The organism is Bacillus niameyensis (genome assembly GCF_001375535.1).
In the GTDB taxonomy this organism is placed as follows: Bacteria; Bacillota; Bacilli; order Bacillales; family Bacillaceae_C; genus Lederbergia; species Lederbergia niameyensis.
On record NZ_LN831197.1, the window covers coordinates 1,111,224 to 1,138,033 of the forward strand.

Sequence of the window (26,810 nt, forward strand, 5' to 3'; positions counted from 1 at the left end):
ATTTTACTGCTTTTTTTGTGTCCTTTTTTAATGCGTTACCGACCATCATACCTAGAATGAGTGATCCGCAAGCGACTAACCATAAATCGAAGAAATCCAACCCTAACGCCTCCTTATATAAGTGACTTTATTAAATCCTGTTGAAGTTGCTTTTCTATTTCATCATTAAGCTTTTTTAATTCATTAACAGACCTGGAGATGTTTTCTGTCATGGTTTGGGCCGTCTTGAAATCTGAATTTTTGTATGCTGATCTAAGAGTATGTAAACAACTTACAATACAAACAGATTCACGCGTAGCTTTATGTAAGTGGTCTTGTTGTAAAAGATTTTTGCTCAAACCCATAATATTACCCCTAACAATGTTGATAAATTACTAATGATCGTTGGAATATCTATTCCGCAAAGTAAAGCAACCATTAATTCTTGAGCTTGTGTAACGTGGCACCATCGAATTAAATCTTCAGCTTTTAGCGATATTTTGTTATTCTCTAACTTTGAAATAGTACTTCTTGGTAGGTACAGTTCTTCTGCGATTTCTTCCTGGCTCAATCCTGCATGCAAACGAGCTTTTTTTAATACAGCCCCAATATTCACTTCCCTATCACCTCCCTTAAATGTTCTAAACAGAACAATTTGTTCACTTTCTGCACTTGTTCACAAACAGAACAGACAAGTAATATCAGGAGCTAGTAAACTAGGATTAAGAGATTGAGAGCTTGTCCAATTTGTACCAGGCAAAAGCTCAATGAGAGCTTTGCAGACATTCCTGAACAGCGTCGACAATTCCTTTCAATACTTTATTGCCGTTTTTCCATTCGCGGTCGTACCACTCTTGTCTTTCTGTTTTGCTCATATGGACAAGTGGAGAATGGATGATCACAGTGGAATTGCCGAATTTAAATTCTTTGGAATCCATGTTGTCCTCCCCCTTCTTTATATCCATATGCGCAGCACCATGGTGGACAACCCTATTTGTTGCTAGCATATTTAACACCCCTATTCTCGCTTAGGGAATGAGCTGTTGGTTTCCAGTTTTCTACATAACGGATCGCTGCAAAGATCTGATTTCTATGGATTTCTTTATAGCTGGAAACAGAAAAGCGTTGTTTAATGGAATGATAAATAGCTCTGAAATACTTTGGTTGCTCTTTGGCATTCGGACATAAATCATAAACTCTGGAAGCGATGCATTTTTGAATACGGCGTTGCTCTCCCTTGTTTAATCCGTTGTGCATAGACGCCCTCCTTTTCTATTTTGGTGTTTCATAAAATGAACCTACGCTATTTATAATTCCTAGGATTTTCTCGCAATCAAGCGAACCGATAATGTAGTTATCAGTAATTCGCTTACTTGATTTAGCTATTTCGAATACGTGGCAAGCACCGTAATTGGCTAGTGCAAATGTTATGAAGTGATCTGATTCTTTCACTACTTCGAATTTCCACTTCCAATTCCTTTCAGAGTACAAATTCAAATGGTATTTTAACTTTTCTGCAAGCTCATCGCCGTATTGTTCTTTGAGTTTTTCAAGATCTATTGTGTTGGTAGACATTTTGTCACCTCCTAAATGGGCGATACCATCTTTATCTAGGCACATTTCGTTTGTAGATTTATGACGATATTGTGTGGTTAGTTAGCTAACTACTTTAGCTTCAACTTTATCGCAATTTGCGATTTCCCCATTAAAAAAAATATCATCTAGACTTACATTAAATAGATCACGCAATATTAATAGGTGTTCTAATTGCGGTGGTCTGTGACAATTTTCTATTTGAGAGTAATAATTTGGAGTTATACCAAGTTTCTCTGCTATAAACTTTTGTTTAATCCCTCTTTCTTCTCTCAAAGCTTTTAAATTGTTTGTGATTTTATTGATGTTAGCCATATCCTTCACCTTCTTCCAGTTCTCAATTTGCGATCTGTTAAATATAATATATCATCGCGTTTTGCGAATGTCAACTCTTTTTATCACTTTTCGCGATCTTTTAATTAAAAAATCATGATATGCGATACAATGCTTTATATAAAGGTTTATGAGGGGAAATGTTGAGAGTGAGTAATGGAATATTACCTAAACGATTAAAAAAGTTAAGAGAAGAACATGGTTACTTGCAAAAGTTTGTAGCTGACAAATTAGGTATAAGAAGTAATACTCTTTCAGGTTATGAAAACGGTTCTCGTTCACCTGATCCAGAAATGTTGGTAGCAATTAGTGAGTTATATAATGTAACAACTGACTATTTATTAGGAAGAACAGACGATCCTAACTTGAATATCTCGAAAATAAGCTATTCAATGAAACCTTTAAGGATTCCTCAAGAACAGATAGATTTAGCAATGAAACATCAAAATTATGTACTTAGTACAAACAAGGACTTATCTTTTGAGGATTTTGTTATTTTGGAAGAACTAAAAAAACATCCTATCCTTTTTCATGATTTAGCAACAAATCCAGAGAAAAAAATCAAAGAACTTCTCAAACTTTATAAAATGAAAAAGATATTGCAAGAAGATGATGAAGATGATCTCGATGATGGTTTTGGAGAATTAGACGATTAAACAAATGTATTGCAATTGAACACCACGATCTATTCCGATCGTGTTTATTTATATATAAGTTATAGTTATATTTTACCATTACATATGTAGGGGGTTTTTGAAGTGAAGAAAAGGTGGTTAATATCTCTGGTAAGTGTCATGGCTTTATTTCTTGGGGCATGTGGCAATGACGGGAAACCAGCGAGTAAGGTTGAAGAACCTAGACAAGGTGAATCTCAATCTGAAAGCAATAATGAAGGAACAGGACTTGAGGCTTTGGAAGGTAAAGACTTTGAATCTTTATCAGCTGAAGACTGGGAAAAAATCAATCTATCCAAAAAGCAGTTTGAGCTATTCTTAGAAGGATTAGCTGAAGAAGATGAAAATGGTGAAATTGTCATTAATAAGGCTGAAATGTCGGATGATAACACTATTAAAATAGTATTCAATAACTCTGACGGCGATACACTTGAAAATACGATTACAGCACCTATTTTTGATGCATTTATTCGTGAAATTTATAAACACTCCAAGTATTTTAAGGATAATGAACCTACTATTCTTTTTTCAGATCTAACTGGCTATACGATTGCTGAAATTACAGAACCAATTGATTGGGATGCAGAGGGTCAAGATCTTGGCACTTTCAACCTAGGTGATAAAGTTGATATTGAAGGAACTGTTATCACATTAACTGATGCAAGTTACACGGATGAAAGAAATGAATTTGCGGATGAGGATCCAGAAAAAGTATTAATTATTAACATGACTGTTCAAAATGCTAAAGATGAAGAACTGTTCTTTGATGCATATGACTTTGAAATTTACGATGCTGAAGGAACCAAAATGGAGACATATCCAATTGATTATTTAACTGAGACATTACAGCCCGGAAAAAATGTTTCTGGCCGTGGTGCCTATGGTGTTTCAGGTAAAGGACCATACGAAGTATACTACTCAGATTTTATGACAGAAACAAAAGCAATGTGGAAGATTGAAGTAGAATAAATGATAAGGAAAGCCTTTCACGGGGCTTTCCTCCAATCAATTAATGACGGAAGTGATTTAATTGCAACTAGAAAACACATATATGAATTCCGATTATTGGGAAGAACGAGCAAATAAGGTTCTCTCTCATTTTTCCTATAATAACCCTGATGAAATTGATTTGTATGATATATGTTGGAAATACGGTATTAGAGTGAAGCCACTGGAAAGTGAGTTTGTTGACCAAGTGGAATATGAGTCTATCAATCATTTGAAAGCGTTCTCCATTCCAAGTACAAAAAACAGACGCGGGACAATTTACTTGAAACCTGGCTTAGAAGCTGTGGAAAAGAAACTTATTCTTGCAGAAGAGTTTTGTCACATCTATAGCCATTACCAATCGCAATTAAGCTCAAGCCAATTTGAAATTGCGAAAGTTGAAAACCAAGCTAAGAGAATGGCCGCCTATCTGCTCATGCCAGCTCAATTTATGAGAAATGTATTTACTTTTGCGTATGATCAAGCGGTGTTAATAAGTGATATTGCGGATTATTTTGTAGTATCTGAGTCGTTTGCACAGTATAGATTGGAATTAATTTTCAATCGTCGCGTCGATGCGTTAATGGCGTTTAAAGGGAAATTGGGAAGTGTGGAGTGGTATGTCTAAATTTCAATTTTATAAAAAGGAGAATGTAAATGCCTGATTTATTACGACTTTATAGAACATCTATTTTAAGGAATTTCGAAATAAAAAATATATTAAGTGATGTTTTACCAACCCATATTGAAGATTATATGAAAAAACTACGCGCATCGGAGGTAGTTGGGAATAGTTGGGATAAGATCGCAGCACTATTAAATCAATACATGGAAGAATTTCCTGATATAGATGCTAACATCGATAACGATTTATTCGAAAAACTAATATTCGATGTTCAAGATCATATATACATATTTCCTATTGAAAGTGAAATTGATGCAGAAGAACTTATTAGTAGATTTGATGGTGAGCCTCAATTAAACAGACATCTTAATGCAGTTGTAGAACCAAAAGAGAAACTTATTTCTATTAGAATCGAAGGAAATAAAATTTTGCTCCTTTATAGGCAGGAGACTATAAAACTAGGTGCTAGCGAAGAAGAAACGAATTTTTATGTGCCATGTGTTATCGATTTTGATAATTCACTACTGCAAATAAGAATGAGGAGACATTATTTATCAAAAAGCACAACTAATTTAACCAGTGTTTTATCTCAAGTGAAAAATTTTATAAACTCGCTTGATGGTGATATTGTTGTTAATGATTACAATGAGTCTACCGTATTGTCATTACTTTATAATATATTTAAAGAAGAATCTGAAAGGGCAGAAAATGTAATTAAGGAACATATGAAGGATAAACTAACTGAGGAAGTAGTAAATCAAAAAATATCACTCTTTTTGCAAGATGAATTAAAAATGTCAGAACCTGAACTATATGCTGATAGGGTAAAGTCAGCTTTTTATCAAGACTTGTCACTTCACTTAGACCCTACAGAGTTTTATAATGGGTTTATATTTGCTTTTACCTTTTTAGATAAAAACTTTATCAAATCTTCAACGAGGAATCCAAAAAAAGACCCTATTTACAATTCCAAAGTTTATTGGAATTTAAAGGATTTGATTCATGAATATAAGGAAGTTAGTGAACTTGCTTGTTATTGGAAGTTTGATGAAGGAAATTTTAAAATTCCAGCAGGAAAAGACTTTGAGTTTGTAGAAATATTTTTAAGAGAAAAGTATGGATCTATCGAAATTCATTATTACAATAGTCCATCTGAAAAAAGGAGGTTAAAAGAAGATTATGTTCATTCAAGAATTAGCAAATATTTATTCCAAGATACCTTATCTGAATGAAATAATTCCCTTTTATGAAATTTCTCCACAAATTGAATTATTTCTTAATCAAGAAATAAGACTAGGAGCCAATAATTTAAATCCGTATCGTTTTTCTTATAAGTTTGCACATGATCCAAAAGATGTAATTAATCTTTTTATTGCATTCTCCGCGTCAGATGGTCCCTTAAAGAGGATGTATAGGTATGAATGCAGTGAATGCGAAGAAACCAATATATTATCTGATGAGGAAATTAAAAATTTCAAATGTTATAATTGTTATTTTGATGGTGATATGGAAAAGAAAGAGTTTTTAGATAATGTAAAAGTTATTTTTGAAATCAAACAGCCTTATTTAAAAGAAGTGAAGAATCGTTTAAAAGATCAAGCCTCCTCTGATATCAAGTCTTCACAATCGGGGGAGGCAAAATTAGGTTCCCCTACTCTAAAGGAGATATTTGAGATGAATAGGCTTGCAAAACAACCGTTAGATAACGAGTTAGAAAGATTGGAAGAATATATTTTCCGCTCCTTGTCTAGAGGGCTAAGTTCCATATGAAAAAACTTCTTACAAACGCTGTATTTACAATTGCAATTATTCTTTTTTTTATTTCTTTAACGATCAGTTTTGTACTTATCCAAATTATAATCAATAAAAACTTAATTATTGATCAAGATAACATTAATATAGTGGACATTCTCATTAAGTCCTCTTTCGCGCTCATTGGTAGTACTTTATCAGGTTTTGTTGCTTTCTTAATTTTCTTTCTAGGCGACAGAAAAAACCAGAAAGAAATTAAAGAGCATGAAGAAAAACTGCTTTCTATAATCAAAGATGAGTCAAAAAATAACTTGAGGATTTATTCAGAGATTGCAGAAATATTTAAATCGACCCCTGTCGAAAAAATTGCGGAAATTTTACATAAAGATCCAAGCCGCATTAAAGAAATGTTGTTCATCTACTTTATTAAAATAGATTTTTCTATTCTGGATTCCGCATTAAAAGAAATCCCTGAAAAGGATTACTTAGAAAATATTGCAAACTGGAGAAGACAAAAATCAATACATAATTACCTTGAATTATTACTAACTAAAGTAGAAGATAAAGAAAATACAATAATATTGTTGATGCAAATAGAGAATGGAATAAATCAATTAAAATAAAAAATGTTATACTTTTGATTATAAAGTCCTTATTGAAGGACTTTTAATTTTATCATTAATTCATAAAAAAAAGGTGATTTGTTTGAGAAATATCTTTATCTATCTTCGCAAAAGTCGTAAAGATATTGAAGAAGAAAAAAAAGCAGCTGAAATTGGAGATATGTACGATACTCTGGAGCGACATAGAAGACAGTTGTTAGATCTCGCCAAAAGAAATAATTTTACCATTCTTGATATTTTAAACGAAGATGTAGTATCCGGTGAGTATATCAGCGAACGACCAGTTATGCAAAGATTACTACGAGAAGTTGAGTCTAGGCGTGTTAATGCCGTCCTAGTAATGGATCTTGACCGACTTGGCAGGGGTGATATGTCTGACCAAGGTGCCATTGATCGTACATTCCGATTGTCTGGTACAAAAATAATTACCCCTAGTGAAGTCTACGATCCTGAATCAGAGTCTTGGGAATTGGTATTTGGTATAAAATCATTATTCGCTCGAGAAGAGCTAAAAACGACAAATAAACGCTTAATGCGTGGTCGTAGGCAAAGTGCCACTGAAGGTCGGCACATCGCTAACAGGCCCCCATTTGGTTACAAAAGAGACAAACATTTAAAATTATATCCCGATCCTGATACAGCTTGGATAGTTAAAAAGATTTTCGAATTGACTTTGAACGGTTGGGGCAGAAAAAGAATTGCTATAGAATTGCAGAAACTTGGCATCAAGTCTCCAATGGGGAAAGACTCTTGGGGAACAGCTACCATACGTCAAATATTAACAAACGAAGTTTATATAGGGAAAATTGTTTGGGGAAAACAAAAAAATGTAAAAATAGATGGGAAGTACGTTCCTAAGAAATTGCCGCAGGAAAAGTGGGTTGTGAATGAAAATTCTCATGAAGCCATTATTTCGGAAGATCTTTTTGAAAACGTGCAGGATGTCATTAAACATCGGTATAATCCATCAGTCCCTCAGGATAATGAATTAAAAAATACTCTTGCGGGATTATTAAAATGTTCAATTTGCGGAATGACTATGAAATACACTAAGCCTCCTAAGCGACCGAATGCCTATATACATTGTCAAAATGTTGCGTGTCAAGGAAAACAGAGGTCTGCTACCTTTCCTCTTGTTGAAGAAAGAATTCTTGAAGGGTTAGAGCAGATTGTTGATGATTTTAAACTTAATGAGGATATGTTCGAAAAAAAGAAAGAATCAAATTCCTTGATCTTCCTTAAAGAGAAAGCGATAAACAATAAAAAGCAGGAATTAAAAAATCTTACTACGCAAAAGGACAACCTACATGATTTATTGGAGCAAGGTATTTATACCGTGGAAACGTTCCTAGATCGTCAAAAAAGTGTTGGTGAGCGAATTAGAAAACTTGAAAATGAGCTATCGCTTTTGGAGGAAGATCTCCAAAAAGAAATTGAACAAATTAAAAATTATACTGAATACGTACCTGCGATTAAGGCAGCTATCGAAGCATACAGAAAGACTGAAAATGCAACTAAAAAAAATCGCCTTCTCAAGTCCATTCTTGAAAAAGCGACTTTCTATCGTGACGAAACACATAAAAGACAAGATGAGTTTGTAATTCAATTATACCTTAAATACTGAATAAAAAGAAAGCCCTGCGACATGCGGGCTTTCAGCAATTGATCTATGTATACCAGATAAGTAGTTAGATTCATCAAGATAAGGGTGATCAATTTGCTCAGGATCCCCCATGAATATAATTTTGCTACCTTCGCCTACCCTTGTCAAAATTGTTTTTGCTTCGTGTTTTGTTAAGTTTTGTGCTTCATCGATGATGATAAATTGATCTGGAATACTTCGGCCACGAATATACGTTAACGCCTCGACCTCGATCGTGCTCATCCCTGCCAAAATAGCATCGAGTTCTCCAGGCTTTTTTGTATTAAACAAGTACTCAAGATTATCATATATTGGCTGCATCCACGGTCTTAGTTTCTCTTGTTTTTCTCCTGGTAAAAAGCCTATATCCTTGCCCACAGGAATAATCGGTCTTGCTACAAACATTTTTTTATAATTCCGAAGGTCCTCCGTTTGCATTAGACCAGCAGCAAGTGTTAGAAGTGTTTTTCCTGTTCCAGCCTTACCAATTAGCGTAACAAGAGAAATGTCCCTTCTAAATAAAAGTTCGGCAGCCATTGTTTGTCTTGAGTTTCTTGGTTTGATACCCCAAATCGACTCTTTCTGGTTAGACAACTTTTTTAAGTTCATTCCCGATTCATCAACAATCCCTAAAGCCGATGTAGAACTACCAAGTTCATCTTTGACGATAAGAAATTGATTCGGATAGAACTTTTGGTTTGCATTACTTGGCAAAGATATTATTCCTTGTTCATAAAACAGCCCAATTTTGCTAATGCTCATAGGCAGCTCTTGTACACCTGTATATATATGATCCAGCTCTACAACACGATCACTCAGAAAATCTTCGGCTTCTAATCCCAAGGCATCTGCTTTTACTCTTAAAAGAGCATCTTTACTAACGAGAATAACAGGTCTTCCGTTACTTTTTGCTTCTTCTTCAAGAGCAATATTTTTTGCTACTGCTAAAATCCGATTATCGTTTGTTTTTTCTATAAATATTTCCTGTAATTGCTTAAAAGAACGGTGATTTAATTCAATTCTTAAAGTGCCTCCATTATCAAGTACAATATTTTCATGGAGCTTTCCCTTTTCTCTGAAGCCATCAATCATTTTTGCAATTTGCCTTGCGTTTCTTCCAACTTCATTCATATACCTCTTCTTTGAGTCCACTTCTTCTAATACTACAGCTGGAATCACAATATCATTGTCTTCAAAAGAAAAGAGTGCATTTGGATCTTGTAGCAAGACATTAGTATCTAACACATAAATTTTGCCCAAAATTGATGCCTCCTGCTCCTTTTTTATAGCTTATGAGTCTCAATAGCAGCTAGTGTTACCTAATATTGAATCAGAGTTCACTTTTAATGAAATATATGAATACCTGCATAAAGATAGAAGATAAATCAAAAAATAAGAACAAAGCTAAGATCAGTTTACTAAGGGAGGGCTTTATATGCGCATTTTTATAATGGCGATATTCATCATACTGTTGTCGGCTTGCAACAATCAAAATAATGTTAATCCTAACATGAATGATTCTGATGTATTGCCACAAGGTGTTTCAGTTAAAAACAGTCATATCGACACAAACGACAAAAATGATTATTCAGATGAAGAAAGAGCTCAACATTTGGCCAATCTTGCCTCTGATATTCCAAATGTAAACGGGGCAACAGCAGTTGTTGTTGGAAATATGGCCGTAGTAGGGATCGATATTGATGCAAACGTTGAAAGGTCACAGGTTGGAACAATAAAATATTCCGTATCCGAAAGTTTAAAACATGATCCTCACGGAGCTGGTGCAATTGTCGTTGCTGATCCAGATTTGAACGCAAGATTAAAAGAAGTTCAGGATGACATGCAGTCAGGTAAGCCCATTAGAGGAATTATGAATGAGCTAGCAGATATAGTTGGACGGATTATTCCTGATTTACCGCCCCCTGAAGGAGGAGCTACTCCTGAAGATTCTGTGCAGGACTCAAAAGATCAAATGAATAATCAAAATGAACAAGATTTAAATCAAAAACAAAAAGAACACTCCAATACTGATAAACAGTAAAATCATGGTATACTTTTAGTTAAGGTGAAATAACTTTCCTATTTTATTTCACTAGGGGTGATCGAATGAAAGTTCAATGTGTGATTTGTGATCGACAGATGGTGCTTGAAGATGATTCGCCTGCCGCGAAGAAACTACGCAATCGGCCGATTCATACTTTCATGTGTAGTGCATGTAGTGATCGTATAAAGGAAAAAACGGAGGCTAGACATTCAACGGGAAACTTTCGTTTATACCATCACCATGCAAAAGTCGACGATTTTTAAAATCAAAATAAGACCCGTACCATTCTTTATTGGTACGGGTCTTATTTAAATCGTTCCAGACTTCCGTTCTTTGTTTAATCTAACCTTATAGATAATTAAAATCAAAGCTGCAACCATTAGACTTTCTGTAATCGGCAAGAAAATTGCTAAGAAAGATAAAAATAAACATCCGACAATTAAAAACAAATAAATGATTGCTGATTTTAATAATGGCAATTTTTTAGCAAAACCCAGTTTATAAACTAAAATAGCTAAAGCCGTAATGGTAATCCAGAGCAACCAATTGGAAACGGAAGCGTTATTCGTCATCGTATAATAAAACTTTAGTGTTGGAGAAAAATGGTCCAATGCATATTGATCTGTCTTTACTTGTGCTAATATGAATCCTATATTAAAAATGTTGCTCACTATTCCCTCTCCCTTAAAATTCTATAAAGGGTTTAAAACCCGAAGTAATTACCTTCGGGTTCATCATAACATATTCATCATGTTAAGCATATTTTTACATCTCAGCAAATTTTTTCTTTTTCGCTAATTTTTCACGTTCGTTTTTATTCAATATTTGTTTTCGTAATCGAATAGAAGCAGGAGTGACCTCGCAATACTCATCATCATCCAAATATTCTAATGCTTCTTCTAATGACATGATCCTCGGCTTTTTAATGACAGAGGTTTGGTCTTTATTGGCAGATCTAACGTTTGTCGCATGCTTTGTTTTTGTTATATTTACAGTAATATCATTTTCTCTAGTATGCTCACCAACAATCATACCTTCATAAATCTCTGTACCTGGTTCGACAAAAATGGTTCCACGATCTTCTACTTGCATGATCCCATAAGTCGAAGCTTTTCCTGTTTCCATCGAAACTAGTACACCTTGTCTTCTTCCGCCAACTCTTCCTTTTTCCATTGGCTTATAGCTATCAAAAGTATGGTTTAATATCCCGTAACCTCTTGTTAATGTCATGAATTCAGTCGTATAACCAATTAGGCCACGAGCAGGAACATTGAATATCATGCGAACTTGTCCATTACCATTGTTCACCATGTCCAACATTTCCCCTTTTCTAGAACCAAGGGACTCGATAACACCACCTGCAGATTCTTCTGGAATATCAATTTGAACACGTTCAATTGGCTCAGACTTTACTCCATCAATATCTTTAATGATTACTTGCGGTTTAGACACTTGAAGTTCATAACCTTCACGTCGCATATTTTCAATTAAAATCGATAAATGTAATTCCCCACGTCCAGAAACAATCCAAGCATCTGGTGAATCAGTATTATCTACACGTAAGCTTACATCAGTTTCAAGTTGGCTTCTTAGACGCTCTTCAATTTTACGGGACGTAATATATTTTCCTTCTCGTCCTGCGAACGGACTATTATTAACAAGGAAAGTCATTTGTAATGTTGGTTCGTCGATATGAAGTGGTGGTAATGGCTCCTGATGATCAACTGGGCAAACTGTATCGCCTACGTCAATATCTTCCATACCTGAAACAGCAATTAAGTCACCTGCATAAGCTTCTTCAATTTCTACTTTTTTCAAGCCGAAGAAACCAAAGATTTTAGTTACTCGGAATTGTTTAATCGAACCATCTCTTCTAAGGAGAGCAACATGTTGTCCAACATGCATCGTACCTCTGAAAATTCTACCGATACCAATTCTTCCTACATAATCATTATAATCAAGTAATGACACTTGAAATTGTAATGGATCATCTTGATTATTAACAGGAGCAGGTATAGTCTTTAAAATTGTTTCGTACAAAACTTCCATATTTTCATCTTGTTTGGCAGGGTCAGGATCTTCACTTGCCGTTCCGTTGATGCCAGAAGCAAATATAACCGGAAATTCAAGTTGTTCATCATTTGCATCAAGTTCAATAAACAATTCAAGAACTTCGTCAACCACTTCCTCAGGTCTTGCAAAATCTCGGTCAATTTTATTTACAACAACAATAGGTGTTAAATTTTGCTCAAGCGCCTTTTTCAAAACAAATCGCGTTTGTGGCATACAGCCTTCAAAAGCATCAACAACGAGAAGTACACCGTCTACCATTTTCAAAATTCTTTCCACTTCTCCACCAAAATCGGCATGTCCAGGTGTGTCCAGAATATTGATTTTTGTATCTTTATATTGGATAGCTGTATTTTTAGCCAATATTGTGATTCCACGTTCTCTTTCGATAGCATTGGAATCCATGGCTCGTTCTTCTACATGTTCGTTCGTTCGAAATGTTCCAGATTGTCTTAGCAGCTGATCGACCAATGTTGTTTTTCCATGGTCAACGTGAGCAATGATCGCGATATTTCTAATATCTTCTCTTAAGTTCAAAAAAGCTTCCTCCTTACCTATTTAAAAAAGAAGGGTATTCTTTTTAATTAGGATTAACTGAACTATTGTATCACATACACTGGTGATTTTCTATTATTTTTTGTACAATAATATTTGGAGGGGATAATGTGAACGGAATCAAATGGAATTTTTTTATTCTTGCTACTATTGCAGCCTTGTCCATCGTTGGAATTGGGATATTTTTTGCAGAGAATAGCTCTTTAGGAATGATTATTTGTTTTATACTTTTATGTGTTGCAATGATGTACGGATTTAAGTCGAAGAAAAAATTGCGACAAGAACGTTAGTTATAATAAAAAGGCTAAACTATTTATTAGATGGTTTAGCCTTTTTTGTTATAAGTTTTTTAAATATCGGTCAAGAATAACCCCATGAACACCAGGTCTTGCAGCGAGGATCGAACTTTTTTCGAGGATATTAATCTCCTCCCCAGCAATATTGGTGACAATCCCCCCCAGCTCCTCTATAATAATTTTCCCTGCAGCATAGTCCCATGGTGAAAGACTCATGCTTATATACGCATCCATCCTTCCTGATGCAACATATGCTAGTTCCATCGCAGCAGAACCATATGATCTTGTCCCACGTACATCATTTAACAAAGAGATGAAAGCTTTAGAAGAATCATTTCCCACTTTAGAAACGCTTCCAATCCAAAATGGATTTAATCCAATAATAGCTTCTTCAATACGTCCCTCTTGAAGTAAAGGAAGCTTTACATCATTAAAATAAGCTCCTTCACCAGCTATCGCGTAGTATAACTCATCTAGAATAACATCATAAAGGTATCCAAGCTTACCGACACCATTTTCATAAATACCAATAGAAATAAAAAAGTTCCTTTTTTGGTGAACAAAATTCATAGTCCCGTCAATTGGATCGATGAGCCAAACAATCCCATCTAAAGTTTCTATAATATCTCCAAACCCTTCTTCTCCAATGATCCTATGGGTAGGATAATGACTATGAATGTTATGTACAAAAAATTGCTCTGTTTCTTTATCTACATTTGTTACAAGATCATTTGCATTAGCTTTCGTATCAATCGCTAATTTTGTTTGTAATGAGGTTAATATTGCATTTCTTGCTTCCTTTAACCATTGTTTTACATGTTGATCAATATGAATCCAATTATTCAACGCTTTTTCCTCCATCCAAAACCACATATAGTTATCAATAGATTAAACTTTAAGCCATTTCAAGTAAAGTGAATCCGCTTAACAAAGAACGAACTCCCGTTGTATAAAATGAACGGGAACTCGTTTTCCAGTTATTTAAAGTAACTATATCCTCTAATCATAGAGCATTCAATTTAAGCAATTCTTCCCTTAGTTTCTCAAGTTTACGTTTTGAACTAGACTTTTTGTCTTCATTTCCTTCTTGCAATGCTTCATATAGAACAGCTAACTCATAATTTAGTTCCAAGCGAAGTACAGCAAGTCTTTGGTTATTTAGGTTTTTTCTTCGATATGCATGCTTCACTTGTTTCACAGAAGAAACACCCCTTTAGTGATTTATTCATTTTTCAACTTTCGGGAATGACTTATTATAATGTATGTGACATTATGACATGAGGAACAAATATGTGTGTATACCCATATACTGGAAATTTGTCGAAAAAAGCACTTTCTCTTTTTTACCCTATATTATACAAAAATAAACATTATTCTGATCTCATTCGGATGAGCTCATTTGATTGCGAGCTTTTAGCCTTCTGTATAGTTTTATACAAGGAATACCCACTGGCTTCTTCAAATTCACGTCCATATTTTTTCTCTTCTGCAATACTTGGCACAATCATTTTAAACTTCCGATAAGATTGCATTAACTCATCTCGATTAATTCCCATTTCATAAGCCTTTTCAACGATTTGAAAAAATTGAATCACCTCTATCACTTCATCGCTAGACCAATCCATCGAAAACGGATATTGATATTCCAAAATACCTCACCCCTTTTATTCTAATAATAGTATCTGTTTCCAAGATACTTCATATTCTGCCTTTTATTTTCTTATTATTATTTTAAAAAGCCTTTTTAGACTATCTCAATATATCAGGGAGACTTCATTCCGGATCTCTTTGAGTTTTTATTAAACTCGGATCAACAGTTTCATACCCCTTTTCTCTTAAACCAATCACAATTTCCTCTAATGCAGCATTAGTCCACTCTCTATCATGCATAAGAAGATTAGCACCATTCACTAATAATTCCGTATTCACCATAATATCTGCAATGCTCTCTTTTGTCATGTACTCCTTATTCCAATCATATCCGAAGGACCAATTCATCAACAGCATTTGTTCGTTTTCAGCAATCTTTTTACTTACATCCGTATTTTTGCCAAATGGAGCGCGAAAGAACTTTGGTCGTTCACCTGTAAGCACTTCTATTTTCTCATTAACCGATAAAATTTCCTTTTCTTGTTCCTTTGCAGATAGAGTCGTTAAATCAGCATGAGAATATGTATGGTTTCCTATTTCAAAACCCAGTTCATATATTTCTTTTATAATTTTCTCCTTTTCTGATGTGTCAATCAAATGCCCATTCACGAAAAAAATGGCAGAGGCGTCTAACTTTTTAAGTGTTTTCGCCATTTCCAATGCATATTGATCAGGAGCATCATCAATTGTTAGTAACACTACTTTAGGGTTCGCATCGGAAATAGGTACAATGGAATATACATCATTCACCATATATTTCGGCTCCACTGTCCCTGCTTCTAACTCTTCATTTTTTTCCGCATTATTATCTATTTCTTGTTCCGGCTCTACTTTTTCTTCTTGCCTGTCCATATCCTTCGTGTGATCATCCGTGTTAAGAGCTGATGATTCCTGATTATTTTTTGGGATACTAGGTGGCTTTTGATCCCCACATCCCGCTAAAGTGAAGCTTGCAATAAGTATAATAATAAGCGTTCTCATTCAAGTACCTCCCGAAATAAATCCGCCGCTATATAAAGACTTTTTATATTAACCTACAAATATTAATTGAAGGGTTAAGTTAATTAACCCGTATGCAAAAATACTTAAAAGTGTAACAATAAATGTCCTTCGATTCGACTCTACAATTTTCTTCGTAATAATAAATGCCAAATAAAAGAAAGCTGCAAATATCAATATTCTTGACACAACATGATCCTTTCCAGATAGCCATTGAGCTAAATGGAAACCGCTCCAAAACATTAACTGAATGATTGTAGCTACATAAGTTTTTACTATCATTCGAACATCATTCCTTTTACAGGCTTTTCTATTGATAGTATGCAGTTATAAGCCGAAACAAAACAGAAAAGCGCAAGGCGTTCTAACGTGAAACATGATGAGTCCTTAAGGAGAATCGATGTTAACATAAAAAAAAGAAAAGGAGGCTTTTTCCAAGAGCCATTGGCAACAGGAAAAAGCCTCCTAAATTATAAAAACTTATTTAACAATATGGATAGGCGTACCTAATGCAACCTCTGCTGCTTCCATCGTAATTTCTCCCAATGTTGGGTGAGCATGAATCGTCATCGCAATATCTTCAGCTGTCATACCAGCTTCAATAGCTAGGCCAAGCTCTGAAATCATATCAGAAGCACTTGCTCCAGCAATTTGAGCACCGATTACTAAGCCATCTTCCTTGCGAGTAATAAGCTTCATGAAACCATCTGTACTATTAAGAGATAAAGCACGACCATTAGCCGCAAACGGGAATTTGGCAGCTATTATATCTAAACCTTCATCTTTAGCTTGTTTTTCAGTATAACCAACTGTTGCTAATTCCGGTTCAGAGAATACAACTGCTGGAATTCCTAGATAATCAATTTCAGATGTATGGCCTGATATCGCTTCAGCGGCAATTTTAGCTTCATAAGAAGCCTTATGAGCAAGTTGCGGGCCTTCCACAATGTCACCAATAGCATAAATACTTGAAACGTTCGTGCGGCATTGTTTGTCAGTTTTAATGACACCACGGTCAGTCACTTCAACACCGACTTGTTCCAAACCTAATTCATCTGTATTAGGACGGCGGCCAACTGTTACAAGTACATAATCAGCTTCGATTGTTTTAGTTTCACCTTTAGCTTCATAAGTAACAACTACACCATCTTCTTTTTCTTCCACACCTTTTGCTAGTGCATTTGTAACTATTTCCGCACCTTTATTTTTAAGAGTGCGAGCAACAAGATTAGACATTTGCTTTTCAAATGCACCTGCAAATAGTTCTGCACTACCTTCAAGAACAGTTACTTCAGTACCAAAATTAGCATACGCAGTTCCAAGTTCAACTCCAATTACTCCGCCACCAATTACTACAAGTTTTTTCGGTAATTCCGGCAAATTAAGTGCACCAGTAGAATTGATTACTCGGTTCGAAAACTTAAATGTTGGAATTTCAATTGGACGAGAGCCAGTAGCAATAATCGCATTTTTAAAAGTATAAGTTTGAGCTGAATTGTCATCCATAACTCGAAGTGTATTAGCATCAACAAAGTATGCTTCACCTTTAACGATATCAACTTTATTACCTTTTAATAAACCACCAACTCCGCCAGTTAATTTATTAACTACGCTGCCTTTCCACTCTTGAACTTTAGAAAAGTCAACAGTAACGTTTTCAGCAGTAATACCGAACTCTGCAGATTCTTTAGCTGTTTCATAACGATGACTAGCGGCAATTAAAGCTTTGGATGGGATACAACCAACGTTTAGGCATACTCCCCCTAGTTCACCCTTTTCTACAATAGTTACCTTTTGACCTAGCTGAGCAGCTCTAATAGCTGCTACATATCCACCAGGTCCTGCTCCGATGACAATTGTATCTGTTTCAATTGGAAAATCTCCTACTACCATTATTACCCCTCCATTAATAAAAGTTCAGGATCATTTAGCAAACGTTTAATGTGATTCATTGCATTTTGCGCTGTTGCTCCATCGATCATTCTGTGGTCGAAGCTTAGTGATAGTGCTAAGACAGGGGCCGCAATGATTTCTCCATTTGAAACAACTGCTTTTTCAGCGATTCTACCAATACCAAGAATAGCTACTTCAGGATGATTAATGACTGGTGTAAACCATTGTCCACCAGCAGAACCGATATTTGAAATAGTACATGAAGCACCTTTCATTTCATTTGGTGCTAGTTTTCCATCGCGTGCTTTTACAGCCAATTCATTAATTTCGTTTGAAATGCTGAAGACAGATTTTGCATCGGCATTTTTAACAACTGGAACTAATAAGCCTTTTTCTGTATCTGCAGCTATACCAATGTTGTAATAATGCTTATGAATAATTTCTCCCGCTGCATCATCTAATGATGTGTTAAGAGCCGGATATTCACGAAGTGCACTTACAAGTGCTTTTACTACATATGGAAGGAATGTAAGCTTAATACCTTTTTCTGCAGCAACTTCTTTGAATTTCTTACGGTGAGCAACAAGTTTTGACACTTCTATTTCATCCATCAAAGTAACATGTGGTGCAGTATGCTTGGAGTTAACCATAGCCTTTGCAATAGCTTTACGTATTCCACTCATTTTTTCACGAGTTTCAGGGAATTCACCTTCAGGAATAGCAACTGGTCCAGTAGCCTTCGCTGTTTCTTGTGCAGGAGCAGCTTCTGCAGTTTTAGCAGCAGTTGTACCACCACTTAAGAATGCATCAATATCCTCTTTTAATACTCTGCTATTCTTGCCACTGCCAGTTACTTGATGAATGTTAACACCTTTTTCTCTTGCATACTTTCTAACCGAAGGCATCGCAATAACACGATCATTAGAATCAACTTCTTCAGCAGATTGAGCTTCTTGGGAAGCAGCTGCTTCAGGTTTTGTTTCTACTTTTTCTTCAGTCTTAGTTGTTTCCTCTTCAGCGTGATCTCCTTTAAATTGAAGATCTTCATATCCAGGAGCGTCAAATTTGATTAGAACTTGACCAACAGTAGCGGTTGTTCCTTCCTCAACAAGAACTTCTTCTACAGTTCCTGTAACTGGTGATGGAATTTCAACTACAGCTTTATCATTTTGGACCTCGCATAATACGTCGTCTTCCTCAACCTTGTCACCTGGCTTTACAAACCATTTAACAATATCGCCTTCATGAATTCCTTCTCCGATGTCTGGCATTTTAAATTCAAATGACACGATCTTCACCCTCCTGTTTAATTCATGATAATCTTGATAGTAAAATTACTTATTAAAATTCAAGTACTTTTTTAGCTGTTTCAATGATGTCTTTATGATTAGGAAGCCATACAGCTTCAGCTTGAGAGAATGGATATACAGTATCAGGTGCTGTAACTCTAAGTACCGGTGCTTCTAGACTCAAAATGGCACGCTCTGTAATTTCAGAAACAATATTAGCAGCAATTCCTGCTTGTTTTTGCGCTTCTTGTACAACAATAGCGCGATTTGTTTTTTCCACAGAAGCAATAATTGTCTCTACATCAATTGGGCTAATAGTACGAAGATCAATAACTTCAACTGAATGGCCCTCTTTTTCAAGTTCCTCAGCAGCTTTTAATGATTCATGTACCATCGCTCCATAAGTAACGATTGTTAAGTCGCTTCCTTCTCTCTTAACTTCTGCTTTACCTAGAGGAATTGTGTACTCTTCTTCAGGAACTTCTTGACGGAATGAACGATATAATTTCATATGTTCAAGAAAAATAACTGGGTCATTATCCCGAATAGCTGAGATTAAAAGCCCTTTAGCATCATATGGAGTTGATGGTATAACTACTTTTAATCCCGGTTGTTGTGCTACTAGTCCTTCAAGACTATCAGCATGCAATTCAGGTGTATGAACACCACCGCCAAATGGTGAACGAATTGTTATAGGTGCATTATAAGTATTTCCAGTACGATATCTCCATCTAGCCATTTGACCATTAACAGAGTCCATTACTTCATAAATAAAACCAAAAAATTGAATTTCAGGAACTGGTCTATAACCTTGAGTAGCTAAACCGATCGCAAGTCCACCAATACCTGATTCGGCAAGAGGTGTATCAAATACTCGGTCTTCACCAAATTCTTTTTGAAGTCCTTCAGTAGCACGGAAAACTCCACCATTTACGCCGACATCTTCTCCAAATACAAGTACGTTTTCATCGTTGCGTAATTCCGTACGAAGGGCATCTGTGATAGCTTGAATCATAGTCATTTGCGCCATGGCTTACTTCGACTCCTTCTCAGTATAAATTTCAAATTGCTCCTTTAAATTTTGAGGAAGCTCTTCAAACATATTAGAAATTAAGTCTGTAACCTTTTGTTTAGGTGTATCGTCAGCTAGCTTGATCGCTTGCTTAATTTCTTCTTTAGCTTGCTCGATTACTTCGTTTTCTTTTTCCTCAGTCCAAATACCTTTTTCAGTTAAATAATTCCGGAATCTCACAAGTGGATCTTTTTTCTCCCATTCGTTATCTGTATCAGAAGTACGGTAACGCGTTGGGTCGTCACCAGCCATCGTATGTGGTCCGTAACGGTAACACATAGTTTCAATTAGTGTAGGGCCTCCACCATTAATTGCTCTTTCGCGTGCTTCTTTCACAACAGCATAAACAGCAAGTGGATCCATTCCATCAACTAAAACTCCAGGAATTCCGGCACTTACTGCTTTTTGTGCTAATGTTTTTGCAGCGGTTTGAACTTCACGAGGAGTAGAGATCGCAAATTGGTTGTTTTGTACTATGAAGATAGCTTGTGCACCATATGCACCAGCAAAGTTAATTCCTTCATAGAAATCACCTTGGGATGTTCCGCCATCACCTGTATATGTAACAGCGACTGCTTTTTTATTACGTTTTTTCATGCCAAGCGCAATACCCGCGGCTTGAACATATTGAGCGCCGATAATAATTTGAGGTGGTGCAATATGAACACCTTCAGGTATCTGATTACCAACAAAATGGCCTCGCGAGAATAGGAAAGCTTTATATAATGGCAGACCATGCCAAACGATTTGTGGAACATCACGGTAGCCAGGTAAAATGAAATCTTCTTTATCAAGGGCAAAATGAGATGCGATTTGAGATGCCTCTTGTCCTGCTGTAGGTGCATAGAAGCCAAGTCGCCCCTGTCTATTAAGAGAGATACTTCTTTGATCCAGAATTCTTGTAAACACCATGCGGCGCATTAATTCTACTAATTCATCATCAGATAAATCTGGCATTAGGTCAGGATTTACAACCTCGCCTTTTTCATTCAAAATCTGGATCATTTCAAATTGACTTTCAATTTTTTCGAGCGTCTTTTCCGCATCGAATTGTGTCTTCTTTGAAGCCATTGAAGCCACCTATCCTTTCTATTTATTATTTTGGAATGGATTAATCATTTGTTGAGTATCATCCATATTCCGGATTTGATAACAGTACAAGTTTTCCACATTTCTCGAAAAGAAAACAGAAAACCTTTTTAATTGATAAATGTTAACTGTATCAATCTATTTTTAAAAAATAGTAAAACAACTTTTACTTATTTAGGGTACATGAATTCGTGAAATTCGTCAATTAATTTGCATTAGCAGGGAGTGTTCATAAAAAGGAAAAATAAACTGTACTAATAAATTCCACTACTCTGTTTTATAAAAAAAAGAAAATTGCTATAGCTGTTATACATTACCCTATTATGCCCATAGTGAAAAAGGAAACGCGCCAATCGTTTCCCCTGTTTACTCTTCGTTGCTAGTTGAAATTTTGAAACCTGCTGCTTTGTAAAAATCTAACTTTGCTGCATTGAATTTTTCTGTAGCTTCATTGAACTCTTCATTAGAAATAAGTACAGCTTCATATGCTTTATTGGAGGCTTCAATTTGTTTTTCCAAATCCTCCAGCTTCAAATCTTCCTTTTTCACCATATCATAAATTTTACGATCCTCAGCTAATCCATTTAAATAGGCTTCATTTAAACTTTCATAAGCATTAAATCTTGTCTTCATTAACTTGTCTAATTCTAAGGCCTCATTCTTTAATTTATCATCTTTGATTTTACTTATTTCAGTACTAGCCTTTTCGAACTCTTCTTTAGACTGATTAATCGCTTCTTGCTCTTTTGTCAAAAGTTTTTCTCTTTCGTCAAGATTAGCAAGAGCATCATCCGCAAGCTGTTGGATTTCATCAAGTTCTTTCATTCCAAGTTCCATAATTTGATCGAACAATTCTTTTTCCTTTATCTCCAGTTCTTTCATCGGCTCTTGCTGTTTCTCAAAGTCTACTTCCTTTACGGCAGTTTCTTCGATTATTTGATAAATATTGTCTTCGGGTGATGAACAAGCCGTCATCATCATAATCAAAATAATCATTAATAGACCGTAGATTTGTTTTTTCATCAAACCCCTCCTATATTCTCCCATAAAAAACTATACCTTTCTTCATGAGATTTGACAACATTCGAAAGAATAAATAAGATAATTTTGTATACTTTTTTATAAACTCGAGTTATGAGGAGTGGTTAGATGATTTTAATGAAAGATATCGTCCGGGAGGGTCATCCCGTCTTAAGACAGGTTGCACACGAGGTCAAAACTCCTCTTACGGAGCAAGACATTAATATTATAAAAGAAATGCAAGAGTTCTTAATAAATAGTCAAGACCCTGAATTAAGCGAAAAATATGATTTGCGGGCTGGAGTCGGACTTGCAGCGCCTCAAATAAATATTCCAAAAAGAATGTTTGTTATTTATCTTGAAGACGATGATGAAAGATTATATCAGTACGCTTTAGTTAATCCGAAAATTGTAAGCCATTCTGTTGAAAAATCTTATTTAACATCGGGAGAGGGCTGTTTATCTGTGGATCGCGATGTCCCTGGATACGTTTTACGACATGCAAGGGTTACGATCAAAGCCTATGATGCCCTCTCGGAAAAAGAAGTGAAATTGCGACTTAAAGGATTACCTGCTATCGTTTTTCAACATGAGCTAGATCATTTAAACGGTGTAATGTTTTACGATCATATAAATAAAGAGAATCCTTTTCATTTACCAGAAAATGCTATCGCGGTTGAAAATTAGCATAATAAAGAAAACAACACATCTTTTTTATGATGCACACTATTCACTTTTTAATTCCTAAAAAAGCTGTCGAAAGATACGTCTACATCCGTTCTCTCGACAGCCTTTTTATGTTTACTCTAGCAATCCAACCTTTTTTAGACCATTTAAAATCCCATCTTTTTCCACATTTGTTGTAATTACATCCGCATGTTCTTTCACAACATCAAGTGCATTCCCCATGGCAATTCCAGTTCCAACAAACTGTAGCATTTCAATATCATTCAAGGCATCTCCGAAAGCATAAACATCATTTATTTGAATTCCAAGTCGCTTAATTACCTTTTTAATCCCTTCGGCTTTTGATCCGCCTTTTGGGATGACATCCATTGATTCTTTATGCCACCTTATAAAGGATTGATGTTCCTCAAAATTTTTAATATAACCTGCTTCTTCTTCTCTTGCAAAGAGTAGAGCTTGATAAACATCAGATTCTTCGTAAAAACCAGGAGCATACTCTGGATGATCCAGGTGTAATGTCCCTAGACTTTCTGCAATTCTACTATCATATTCCACATTTGCTTTTAGAGTTGATTCTGTCATATAAACAACTGGATGATTATGCTTAGCGGCCTCCTGCTCCAACTCTTTCAATTCATTAGAATCGAGCCGATGAGCATGAACAACTTCATTTTCAAACATAACATACTGGCCATTGAAACAAACATATGACGCAATATTTAATTCTTTTAGTAAAGATTGAACCATAAACGGGGCTCTTCCAGTAGCTAAAGCAGTATATACGCCTTTTTTTTGCAAGCTTTTAATTGCTTCTTTAGTAGAAGAAGGTAATTTTTTTTCAGAATCTAATAAAGTACCATCTATATCAAAAAACACGATTTTATTCAACGCATCCACCTACTTCCAAGTATTTCTATTATAGAGTCATAATAGGTCTTCACGAAAAGCATATAATAAACATATAAAATGCACAAAAGAAGTGCTTTAGCGATAAGTTGCTTTTACTTTCTTTCTCTATCGGTTAAAATAGAATCAAGGAGTGATCCACAATGTTTAATAAGCTACGGAAAAAGCTTTTAAAACGGTGGAACGATTTGCTTAGAAAAAAAACGATCGCTTGACGTCCTATTTTTTCATTCAATCTAGCCCCTCTGACAACCGGAGGGCTTATTCTTTATTAGAAATAAAAAGTAATTTTTTTTGGCTAGTGCCGAATCTAGCTCCGAAAGATAGATGTCCTAGTACAGGCGTTGCTTGCTTTTACCCGTAAGGTCGCTTGCGCTTTTTTCAAATACATAGGGATCTTTACAAAAAAACATATATAATGAAATGGAAACAAGGAGAGATGAAACATGATTTTCAAAATTTACTATCAAGAAAACAAAGATGAAACTCCCGTTCGCGAAAACACTAAATCAGTGTATATGGAGGCTGAAAGCGAACGTGATGTCCGCCAAAAGCTAAAAAATCAATCGTTTAATATTGAGTTTATTCAACCTTTAGAAGGTCCCTATCTTGAGTATGAAAAACAAAGTGAACACTTTAAACTACAGGAGATTAATGAATCATGAAATTTGTAAAAAATGATCAAACTGCCGTCTTTGCCTTAGGTGGCCTCGGCGAAATTGGCAAAAACACTTACGCTGTCCAATTTCAAGATGAAATTATTTTAATTGATGCCGGTATTAAATTTCCCGAAGACGAACTTCTAGGTATCGACTATGTAATCCCCGACTATACGTATTTGGAAAAAAATATTGATAAAATCAAGGGATTATTTGTTACTCATGGTCATGAAGATCATATCGGAGGAATTCCTTATCTATTACGCCAAGTAAATATTCCTATATATGCTGGAAAGTTAGCGATTGGCTTGCTTAGAAACAAGCTTGAGGAACATGGTCTATTACGACATACTAAAATCATTGAAATTAAAGAAGATGATATAATAAAGTTTCGTAAAACATCTGTTACATTTTTTAGGACAACGCACAGTATCCCAGATTCCTATGGAATTGTCGTAAAAACACCACCCGGAAATATTGTTCATACTGGTGATTTTAAATTTGATTTTACTCCAGTAGGTGAACCTGCTAACCTGACAAAGATGGCTGAAATTGGTAAAGAAGGAGTACTATGTCTACTTTCAGATAGTACTAATGCAGAGGTTCCCCATTTTACAATGTCAGAGAGTCGCGTTGGGGATAGTATTCAGGATATTTTCCGCAAAGTAGATGGGCGTATTATTTTCGCCACTTTTGCTTCAAACATCCACCGTCTGCAACAGGTGACCGATGCTGCAGTAGCACACGGTCGGAAAGTAGCTGTTTTTGGTAGAAGTATGGATGCCGCGATTGAAATTGGACAAGAATTAGGCTATATACGAGCGCCGAAAGAAACTTTTATTAGTCCGCAACAACTTAATCGTTTGCCAGCAAATCAAGTAACCATCCTTTGTACAGGTAGCCAAGGTGAACCAATGGCAGCTTTATCTAGGATCGCGAATGGAACACATCGTCAAATCCAGATTCAACCAGGTGATACCGTTGTTTTCTCTTCATCACCTATTCCTGGAAACACAATTAGTGTAAATAGAACAATCAACCTTCTATATAAAGCAGGAGCAGATGTTATAGGTGGATCACTGAATAATATTCACACATCCGGTCATGGAGGGCAACAAGAGCAAAAACTAATGCTTAGACTAATGAATCCTAAATTCTTCATGCCTATTCACGGTGAGTTCCGTATGCAAAAAAAACACGCACAGTTAGCTGTCGAATGCGGAGTTCCTGAAGAAAATTGCTTTGTCATGGATAATGGAGAAGTACTTGCTCTTACTAGTCAATCTGCTGAAGTTGTCGGTAAAATCCCTTCAGGATCTGTGTATATAGATGGTAGCGGAATAGGCGACATTGGCAATATCGTATTACGTGACAGAAAAATATTATCTGAAGAAGGTTTAGTTGTTGTCGTTGTCTCCATCGATATGGACAACCATAAAATATCCGCTGGACCAGATATTATTTCACGTGGATTTGTTTATATGAGGGAATCTGGTGATTTGATTAATGAAGCCCAAAATCTTATTACAAAACATCTAAATATTGTTATGGATCGAAAAACAACTCAATGGTCAGAAATAAAAAATGAAATTATTGACACACTCAATCCATTCCTATATGAAAAAACAAAAAGAAGACCGATGATTTTGCCGATTATTATGGAAGTATAATAAGAAATGAAAAGGGACTGTCCAAAAAGTGGAAGATCACTTCCCTTTTTGGCTGCCCCTTTTTTAGTTGTTTTAAACGAGGGTGTTGATTTCCGCAGAAGGCACTCGCTTTCCGCGGGCATGGCTTGAGCCTCCTCAGTCGCTGTGCGACTTACGGGGTCTTGAAAAGGTCCACACTGAATTCGGAATTGTGGCCTTGGCTCACAATCTCCTGAAAATAGCTAGCATTCGCCAGCTATTTTCAGGTAATAAGCAAAAAAAACACAAAAACAGGAGGAGAAAAAAGTGTCATTTTTCTCCTCCTGTTTTATTCGAGGGACTTATAGGACAGCCCCTTTTCGCTGGCTAGCTCCAGCGCCCAGCGACTTGTAAACTTTCAGCTTCTTCCTACGATAAGTCAACATCAGTTCGTCCTATCGGACTCACCGTGTTTCCTTTATCTCGGGCCAACAGGACGTTGGTCAGAACGGCGTTGCGCCAGGATGGCGCGTTTTTAGCCGTTCATCCTTATTATAAAAGTTTGTACGTCGCTAAACGGGCGCTTACGCTTTTCGTTGGCTAGCTCCAGCGCCCAGCGACTTGCAAACTTTCAGTTTCTTCCTACGATAAGTCAACATCGGCTCGTTCCTCGCCGTGTTTCCTTTATCTCGTCAGAAGCTTAAAAAGTTTGTACGTCGCTTAACGGGCGCTTACGCTTTTCGTT

32 protein-coding genes are annotated in these 26,810 nt (G+C 35.8%); 13 read left to right on the forward strand and 19 right to left on the reverse strand.

What is annotated here, in order from left to right; all coding sequences use genetic code 11:
* Positions 1-334 precede the first annotated feature (334 nt).
* The 5 genes from BN1243_RS05540 to BN1243_RS05560 form a co-directional block, all read right to left on the reverse strand.
* Positions 335-595 carry a helix-turn-helix domain-containing protein gene (locus tag BN1243_RS05540; protein WP_062105238.1) on the reverse strand — a complete coding sequence of 87 codons (261 nt, stop codon included), beginning with the start codon at positions 593-595 and terminating at the stop codon, positions 335-337.
* Positions 596-743: 148 nt separating this feature from the next.
* Positions 744-917 carry a hypothetical protein gene (locus tag BN1243_RS22280; RefSeq protein ID WP_195892073.1) on the reverse strand — a complete coding sequence of 58 codons (174 nt, stop codon included), beginning with the start codon at positions 915-917 and terminating at the stop codon, positions 744-746.
* A gap of 52 nt (positions 918-969) precedes the next feature.
* Positions 970-1,236, reverse strand: coding sequence for an ORF6C domain-containing protein (locus BN1243_RS05550; RefSeq protein WP_062105240.1), 267 nt, complete (start codon positions 1,234-1,236; stop codon positions 970-972).
* A gap of 15 nt (positions 1,237-1,251) precedes the next feature.
* Positions 1,252-1,554 (reverse strand): hypothetical protein, encoded by a 303-nt coding sequence (locus BN1243_RS05555; RefSeq protein ID WP_062105241.1) that lies wholly within the window; start codon positions 1,552-1,554, stop codon positions 1,252-1,254.
* A gap of 81 nt (positions 1,555-1,635) precedes the next feature.
* A complete protein-coding gene (locus BN1243_RS05560; protein WP_062105242.1) occupies positions 1,636-1,887 on the reverse strand; it encodes a helix-turn-helix domain-containing protein in 252 nt (83 codons plus the stop codon).
* A gap of 167 nt (positions 1,888-2,054) precedes the next feature.
* Here BN1243_RS05560 and BN1243_RS21335 point away from each other — a divergent pair, with 167 nt between their 5' ends.
* The 7 genes from BN1243_RS21335 (at position 2,055) to BN1243_RS05595 (ending at position 8,190) form a co-directional block, all read left to right on the forward strand.
* Positions 2,055-2,561 carry a helix-turn-helix domain-containing protein gene (locus BN1243_RS21335; RefSeq protein ID WP_069201767.1) on the forward strand — a complete coding sequence of 169 codons (507 nt, stop codon included), beginning with the start codon at positions 2,055-2,057 and terminating at the stop codon, positions 2,559-2,561.
* A gap of 102 nt (positions 2,562-2,663) precedes the next feature.
* Positions 2,664-3,548 carry a DUF4352 domain-containing protein gene (locus tag BN1243_RS05570; RefSeq protein WP_062105243.1) on the forward strand — a complete coding sequence of 295 codons (885 nt, stop codon included), beginning with the start codon at positions 2,664-2,666 and terminating at the stop codon, positions 3,546-3,548.
* A gap of 61 nt (positions 3,549-3,609) precedes the next feature.
* Positions 3,610-4,194 (forward strand): ImmA/IrrE family metallo-endopeptidase, encoded by a 585-nt coding sequence (locus BN1243_RS05575; protein WP_062105244.1) that lies wholly within the window; start codon positions 3,610-3,612, stop codon positions 4,192-4,194.
* A gap of 29 nt (positions 4,195-4,223) precedes the next feature.
* A complete protein-coding gene (locus BN1243_RS05580; protein ID WP_062105245.1) occupies positions 4,224-5,423 on the forward strand; it encodes a hypothetical protein in 1,200 nt (399 codons plus the stop codon).
* Entirely contained in the window at positions 5,371-5,961 is a 591-nt protein-coding gene (locus tag BN1243_RS05585) for a hypothetical protein (protein WP_062105246.1), read from the forward strand. The genes BN1243_RS05580 and BN1243_RS05585 overlap by 53 nt, the downstream gene beginning before the upstream one ends.
* Positions 5,958-6,566 carry a hypothetical protein gene (locus BN1243_RS05590; protein ID WP_062105247.1) on the forward strand — a complete coding sequence of 203 codons (609 nt, stop codon included), beginning with the start codon at positions 5,958-5,960 and terminating at the stop codon, positions 6,564-6,566. Before BN1243_RS05585 ends, BN1243_RS05590 begins: the two co-directional genes overlap by 4 nt.
* A 73-nt stretch (positions 6,567-6,639) precedes the next feature.
* Positions 6,640-8,190: a recombinase family protein gene (locus BN1243_RS05595; protein WP_407638847.1), complete on the forward strand. Its 1,551-nt coding sequence runs from the start codon at positions 6,640-6,642 to the stop codon at positions 8,188-8,190.
* Here the strand turns inward: BN1243_RS05595 and BN1243_RS05600 are convergent.
* Positions 8,173-9,453: a PhoH family protein gene (locus tag BN1243_RS05600; protein WP_407638879.1), complete on the reverse strand. Its 1,281-nt coding sequence runs from the start codon at positions 9,451-9,453 to the stop codon at positions 8,173-8,175. The two genes, BN1243_RS05595 and BN1243_RS05600, sit on opposite strands and share 18 nt — an antisense overlap.
* A gap of 190 nt (positions 9,454-9,643) precedes the next feature.
* On the opposite strand from BN1243_RS05600, the gene BN1243_RS05605 reads away from it, so the two are divergent.
* A complete protein-coding gene (locus BN1243_RS05605; protein ID WP_062105249.1) occupies positions 9,644-10,249 on the forward strand; it encodes a YhcN/YlaJ family sporulation lipoprotein in 606 nt (201 codons plus the stop codon).
* A 65-nt stretch (positions 10,250-10,314) separates the two neighbouring features.
* On the forward strand, positions 10,315-10,515 hold the full coding sequence (locus BN1243_RS05610) for a YlaI family protein (RefSeq protein ID WP_062105250.1): 201 nt from the start codon (positions 10,315-10,317) through the stop codon (positions 10,513-10,515).
* Between the two features lie 45 nt (positions 10,516-10,560).
* On the opposite strand, the gene BN1243_RS05615 is transcribed toward BN1243_RS05610, so the two are convergent.
* Both BN1243_RS05615 and typA read right to left on the reverse strand, forming a co-directional pair.
* Positions 10,561-10,824 (reverse strand): YlaH-like family protein, encoded by a 264-nt coding sequence (locus BN1243_RS05615; RefSeq protein ID WP_084782295.1) that lies wholly within the window; start codon positions 10,822-10,824, stop codon positions 10,561-10,563.
* A 193-nt stretch (positions 10,825-11,017) separates the two neighbouring features.
* Positions 11,018-12,859 (reverse strand): translational GTPase TypA, encoded by a 1,842-nt coding sequence (gene typA / locus BN1243_RS05620; protein ID WP_062105251.1) that lies wholly within the window; start codon positions 12,857-12,859, stop codon positions 11,018-11,020.
* A gap of 128 nt (positions 12,860-12,987) precedes the next feature.
* On the opposite strand from typA, the gene BN1243_RS05625 reads away from it, so the two are divergent.
* Positions 12,988-13,167, forward strand: a complete 180-nt coding sequence (locus BN1243_RS05625; protein ID WP_062105252.1) for a YlaF family protein — start codon at positions 12,988-12,990, stop codon at positions 13,165-13,167.
* Positions 13,168-13,215: 48 nt separating this feature from the next.
* Here the strand turns inward: BN1243_RS05625 and BN1243_RS05630 are convergent, their stop codons facing one another.
* From BN1243_RS05630 to BN1243_RS05675, 10 genes are all read right to left on the reverse strand, one after another.
* On the reverse strand, positions 13,216-14,019 hold the full coding sequence (locus BN1243_RS05630) for an inositol monophosphatase family protein (protein WP_062105253.1): 804 nt from the start codon (positions 14,017-14,019) through the stop codon (positions 13,216-13,218).
* A gap of 157 nt (positions 14,020-14,176) precedes the next feature.
* A complete protein-coding gene (locus BN1243_RS05635; protein ID WP_062105254.1) occupies positions 14,177-14,371 on the reverse strand; it encodes a hypothetical protein in 195 nt (64 codons plus the stop codon).
* Between the two features lie 172 nt (positions 14,372-14,543).
* Positions 14,544-14,822, reverse strand: coding sequence for a UPF0223 family protein (locus BN1243_RS05640; protein WP_062105255.1), 279 nt, complete (start codon positions 14,820-14,822; stop codon positions 14,544-14,546).
* Between the two features lie 124 nt (positions 14,823-14,946).
* Positions 14,947-15,804, reverse strand: coding sequence for a polysaccharide deacetylase family protein (locus tag BN1243_RS05645; RefSeq protein WP_062105256.1), 858 nt, complete (start codon positions 15,802-15,804; stop codon positions 14,947-14,949).
* A gap of 48 nt (positions 15,805-15,852) precedes the next feature.
* Complete coding sequence (locus tag BN1243_RS05650) at positions 15,853-16,104, reverse strand: hypothetical protein (RefSeq protein ID WP_062105257.1); 252 nt, start codon at positions 16,102-16,104, stop codon at positions 15,853-15,855.
* A 198-nt stretch (positions 16,105-16,302) separates the two neighbouring features.
* Positions 16,303-17,715, reverse strand: coding sequence for a dihydrolipoyl dehydrogenase (gene lpdA, locus BN1243_RS05655; RefSeq protein WP_062105258.1), 1,413 nt, complete (start codon positions 17,713-17,715; stop codon positions 16,303-16,305).
* A gap of 2 nt (positions 17,716-17,717) precedes the next feature.
* Positions 17,718-19,004, reverse strand: a complete 1,287-nt coding sequence (locus tag BN1243_RS05660; protein WP_062105259.1) for a dihydrolipoamide acetyltransferase family protein — start codon at positions 19,002-19,004, stop codon at positions 17,718-17,720.
* Between the two features lie 52 nt (positions 19,005-19,056).
* A complete protein-coding gene (locus BN1243_RS05665; protein ID WP_062105260.1) occupies positions 19,057-20,034 on the reverse strand; it encodes an alpha-ketoacid dehydrogenase subunit beta in 978 nt (325 codons plus the stop codon).
* A 3-nt stretch (positions 20,035-20,037) separates the two neighbouring features.
* Complete coding sequence (gene pdhA / locus BN1243_RS05670; protein ID WP_062105261.1) at positions 20,038-21,147, reverse strand: pyruvate dehydrogenase (acetyl-transferring) E1 component subunit alpha; 1,110 nt, start codon at positions 21,145-21,147, stop codon at positions 20,038-20,040.
* 384 nt (positions 21,148-21,531) lie between these two features.
* Complete coding sequence (locus BN1243_RS05675; protein ID WP_062105262.1) at positions 21,532-22,188, reverse strand: YkyA family protein; 657 nt, start codon at positions 22,186-22,188, stop codon at positions 21,532-21,534.
* Positions 22,189-22,314: 126 nt separating this feature from the next.
* Here BN1243_RS05675 and def point away from each other — a divergent pair, with 126 nt between their 5' ends.
* The gene (gene def, locus BN1243_RS05680; RefSeq protein ID WP_062105263.1) at positions 22,315-22,872 is read left to right on the forward strand and encodes a peptide deformylase; all 558 of its coding nucleotides are present in this window, start codon (positions 22,315-22,317) and stop codon (positions 22,870-22,872) included.
* A 114-nt stretch (positions 22,873-22,986) separates the two neighbouring features.
* Here the strand turns inward: def and BN1243_RS05685 are convergent, their stop codons facing one another.
* The gene (locus BN1243_RS05685) at positions 22,987-23,760 is read right to left on the reverse strand and encodes a Cof-type HAD-IIB family hydrolase (RefSeq protein ID WP_062105264.1); all 774 of its coding nucleotides are present in this window, start codon (positions 23,758-23,760) and stop codon (positions 22,987-22,989) included.
* 464 nt (positions 23,761-24,224) lie between these two features.
* Here BN1243_RS05685 and BN1243_RS05690 point away from each other — a divergent pair, with 464 nt between their 5' ends.
* Complete coding sequence (locus tag BN1243_RS05690) at positions 24,225-24,443, forward strand: DNA-dependent RNA polymerase subunit epsilon (RefSeq protein WP_062105265.1); 219 nt, start codon at positions 24,225-24,227, stop codon at positions 24,441-24,443.
* On the forward strand, positions 24,440-26,107 hold the full coding sequence (rnjA, locus tag BN1243_RS05695) for a ribonuclease J1 (RefSeq protein WP_062105266.1): 1,668 nt from the start codon (positions 24,440-24,442) through the stop codon (positions 26,105-26,107). Before BN1243_RS05690 ends, rnjA begins: the two co-directional genes overlap by 4 nt.
* The last annotated feature ends 703 nt before the right edge of the window (positions 26,108-26,810 follow it).